This window comes from Collimonas sp. (assembly GCF_044339385.1).
Classification (GTDB): Bacteria; Pseudomonadota; Gammaproteobacteria; order Burkholderiales; family Burkholderiaceae_D; genus Collimonas.
The window spans coordinates 1-3,644 of record NZ_JBIIVN010000240.1 but is presented as its reverse complement, the minus strand read 5'-3'; the positions used below and the strand labels follow the sequence as shown (position 1 = coordinate 3,644).

8 protein-coding genes are annotated in these 3,644 nt (G+C 52.1%); all 8 read right to left on the bottom strand.

The genetic code is table 11. From position 1 onward, the window contains the following. The coding region (gene secY / locus ACIQ0R_RS12640; protein WP_395828092.1) for a preprotein translocase subunit SecY at window positions 1-871 on the bottom strand (871 nt) is incomplete at its 3' end. A 34-nt stretch (window positions 872-905) separates the two neighbouring features. Beyond that, window positions 906-1,337 carry a 50S ribosomal protein L15 gene (gene rplO, locus ACIQ0R_RS12635; protein WP_395828089.1) on the bottom strand — a complete coding sequence of 144 codons (432 nt, stop codon included), beginning with the start codon at window positions 1,335-1,337 and terminating at the stop codon, window positions 906-908. A 26-nt stretch (window positions 1,338-1,363) separates the two neighbouring features. Continuing rightward, window positions 1,364-1,543, bottom strand: coding sequence for a 50S ribosomal protein L30 (gene rpmD, locus ACIQ0R_RS12630; RefSeq protein WP_061535113.1), 180 nt, complete (start codon window positions 1,541-1,543; stop codon window positions 1,364-1,366). Window positions 1,544-1,553: 10 nt separating this feature from the next. Continuing rightward, window positions 1,554-2,072: a 30S ribosomal protein S5 gene (gene rpsE, locus ACIQ0R_RS12625; RefSeq protein ID WP_395828085.1), complete on the bottom strand. Its 519-nt coding sequence runs from the start codon at window positions 2,070-2,072 to the stop codon at window positions 1,554-1,556. A gap of 12 nt (window positions 2,073-2,084) precedes the next feature. Continuing rightward, on the bottom strand, window positions 2,085-2,447 hold the full coding sequence (rplR, locus tag ACIQ0R_RS12620) for a 50S ribosomal protein L18 (protein ID WP_395828081.1): 363 nt from the start codon (window positions 2,445-2,447) through the stop codon (window positions 2,085-2,087). A 12-nt stretch (window positions 2,448-2,459) separates the two neighbouring features. Continuing rightward, window positions 2,460-2,993: a 50S ribosomal protein L6 gene (gene rplF, locus ACIQ0R_RS12615; RefSeq protein ID WP_395828077.1), complete on the bottom strand. Its 534-nt coding sequence runs from the start codon at window positions 2,991-2,993 to the stop codon at window positions 2,460-2,462. A gap of 10 nt (window positions 2,994-3,003) precedes the next feature. Further along, window positions 3,004-3,399 (bottom strand): 30S ribosomal protein S8, encoded by a 396-nt coding sequence (gene rpsH, locus ACIQ0R_RS12610; RefSeq protein ID WP_395828073.1) that lies wholly within the window; start codon window positions 3,397-3,399, stop codon window positions 3,004-3,006. A 14-nt stretch (window positions 3,400-3,413) separates the two neighbouring features. Further along, a partial coding sequence (rpsN, locus tag ACIQ0R_RS12605; protein ID WP_395828069.1) for a 30S ribosomal protein S14 occupies window positions 3,414-3,644 on the bottom strand: 231 nt, incomplete at its 5' end.

The window sequence follows — 3,644 nt, the reverse complement described above, 5'->3', positions numbered from 1 at the left end:
CGGATGTAAACCAACTTGTGATTGTCGCAGGAAGCAAGATGATCGAGGAAGCGAAGATCGGAGGTATAACACCAGCCATATTCAGCTTCAGCGGCAAATGACTGCTTTGACCACCATAAATCTTGTTACCCACCTGACGCTTGGCATAATTCACCAGAATCTTGCGCTGACCACGCTCGATAAACACCACCAGATAAGTTACCGCCGCAGCAATCACGCAAATCAGGATCGCTGAAATAGCACTCATCGAACCGGTACTTACCTGCCCAAACAAGCCACCAATTGCATTTGGCAAACCTGCAGCAATGCCTGCAAAGATGATGATGGAGATACCATTGCCGAGGCCACGCTCAGTAATCTGCTCACCCAACCACATCAAAAACATCGTGCCAGTCACCAGCGTAACAACTGTAGTAAATCGGAAAGCCAGACCTGCATCCAACACCAAGCCAGGTTGCGATTCCAAAGCTACCGCAATGCCCAGCGCCTGAAACGTAGCCAACAACAGCGTGCCGTAACGGGTGTACTGAGTAATCTTGCGACGACCAGACTCGCCTTCCTTCTTCAATGCTTCCAGCTGAGGGGACACAATCGACATCAACTGCATCACGATCGAAGCCGAAATGTAAGGCATGATTCCCAGCGCAAACACGGTGAACCGTGACAACGCACCACCAGAGAACATGTTGAACATACCCAAGATACCGCCCTGGTGCTGCTTGAACAATTGCGCTAATTGCGATGGGTCAATTCCTGGTACAGGAATATGCGCGCCAATACGATATACAACCAATGCAGCAAGCAAGAACCACAGACGGCCCCAAGGGAAGCCGCTCGCAGCACTCTTTGCAAGTTGGGGAGAAGTCGCCACTTATTGCTCCATTGCTACGAGTTAGAACGACAAATCAAGCAACCGATCCACCAGCCGCTTCAATCGCGGCTTTTGCACCTTTGGTAGCGATCAAGCCTTTGAGCGTTACCTTTTTAGTGACTTCGCCCGACAGGATTACGTGCACCACACGTGCCAGCTCGCCGATAATGCCAGCTTGCTTCAGGACCAGGATATCCACTTCAGTTACCGGCAGGTTTTCCAGGTCCGACAAACGCACTTCAGCCTTATAAGGCGTTGCCATCGACTTGAAGCCACGCTTTGGCAAACGACGTTGCAAAGGCATCTGACCGCCTTCAAAACCGACTTTGTGGAAACCGCCCGAACGCGATTTTTGACCCTTGTGACCGCGGCCGGATGTTTTACCCAGGCCCGAGCCGATACCACGACCAACGCGACGCTTGTAGCGCTTGGCGCCATCTGCAGGTTGAATAGTATTCAATTCCATAATTTGCTCCGTTCGCAAGCCTAAGCTTACGACACCACTTTCACAAGATATGACACTTTATTGATCATGCCGCGCACTGCTGGCGTGTCTTGCAATTCGGAAACCGAATTAACCCGACGCAGACCCAAACCGCGAACTGTCGCGCGATGTGTTTCGCGCGTGCCGATCAAACCCTTGACCAATTGTACTTTTACAGTCTTTGTCATGTTGATCACCTTAGCCCAGAATTTCTTCAACGGACTTGCCGCGTTTAGCAGCGATTTCCGATGCAGTGTTCATTTTCGACAAGCCGTTCAACGTAGCACGAACCATGTTGTATGGATTGGTGGAACCAGTGGATTTCGCCACCACGTTCGTCACACCCAGTACTTCAAAAATTGCGCGCATTGGGCCGCCGGCAATAACGCCAGTACCGTCTTTAGCTGGCAGCATCAAAACCGATGATGCGCCGTGTTTGCCGGAAATAGCGTGTTGCAGAGTGCCGTTCTTCAGCGTTACCTTGATCATCTTGCGACGGGCTTCTTCCATAGCCTTCTGCACAGCAACTGGCACTTCTTTCGACTTGCCCTTGCCCATGCCGATGCGGCCATCGCCATCACCAACCACAGCCAATGCTGCGAAACCCATGATACGACCACCCTTGACCACTTTGGTCACACGGTTGACCGCGATCATTTTTTCGCGCATGCCATCATCCGGCTTATCGCTTTGCATTTTCGATTGCATTTTTGCCATGACGATTCTTCCTTAGAACTTCAGACCAGCTTCACGGGCGGCATCTGCCAGCACCTTGACGCGGCCGTGGTAACGGAAACCGGAGCGATCAAACGCAACTTCGGTAACTCCTGCTTTCAGTGCCTTCTCGGCAACGCGCTTGCCAACCAAAGATGCAGCTGCTGTATTGCCGCCTGCACCGGACTTGCCGGCCAGCTCTGCACGTACTTCAGCTTCCACTGTGGAGGCCGAAGCCAGCACTTTAGCGTCAGGGCTGATGATGCTGGCGTAAATGTGCAAGTTGGTACGATGCACTGCCAGGCGGTTCACCTTTAACTCTGCGATCTTGGCACGCGTTTGGCGTGAACGGCGCAGACGTGATTGTTTCTTATCCATCGTCAACCCCTATTACTTCTTCTTGGTTTCTTTAAGGATTACCACTTCGTCCGAGTAACGAACGCCCTTGCCCTTATAAGGCTCAGGTTCGCGGTAAGCACGAACTTCTGCAGCGACCTGACCAACACGTTGCTTGTCGATACCCTTGATCAGGATCTCGGTTTGCGTCGGTGTTGCCACGGTAACGCCTTCAGGCATTTGGTGTACAACAGGATGCGAGAAACCGAGCGACAGATTCAACTTGTCACCTTGAGCCTGAGCACGAAAACCAACGCCAACCAGGTTCAGCTTCTTTTCGAAGCCTTTGGTTACGCCATTGACCATGTTGTTGACCAGAGCACGCAAGGTGCCGGACATCGCATTGGCTTCACGGCTGTCGTCAGCGGCGCTGAAATTCAGCGTACCGTTGTTGTTTTCGATCTTTACCATGCCATTCAACGACTGGGAAAGCGAGCCCAATGGGCCCTTAACTGTGATCTGCGCTGCTGTAATGGTCGCTTCCGCGCCAGTTGACAGTGCAATCGGCATTTTACCTACACGAGACATATTGCACTCCTTAGGCGACGTAGCAAATAACTTCGCCACCGACACCGGTTGCGCGCGCTTTGCGGTCCGTCATGACACCAGCAGGCGTCGAAATAATTGCCACACCCAAGCCGTTCATCACGTTAGGAATGTCATCTTTACCCTTATAGATACGCAGTCCTGGACGGGACACACGATCAAGGCGTTCGATAACAGGACGGCCGGCGTAATACTTCAAACCGATTTTGAGTTCCGACTTGCCACCTTCTGCGGCGACAGCGAAATCTTCAATGTAACCCTCGTCCTTGAGGACATTGGCAATCGCAACTTTGACCTTCGACGATGGCATTGCCACGGTTGTCTTGTGAACTACTTGCGCATTGCGGATACGGGTCAGCATATCGGCGATAGGATCGCTCATACTCATTGCATATTCTCCTATTACCAGCTTGCTTTAGTCATACCCGGAATCTCGCCACGCATGGCGATTTCACGGAGCTTAATACGGCCCAGACCGAACTTGCGGAAAGTGCCACGTGGACGACCAGTCAGGGAGCAACGATTACGTTGACGGGTCGGAGCCGAGTTACGTGGCAGCGCTTGCAACTTCAAGCGAGCTTCGTAGCGCTCTTCTTCCGACTTCGATTGGTAATCAATGATTGCCTTTAACTC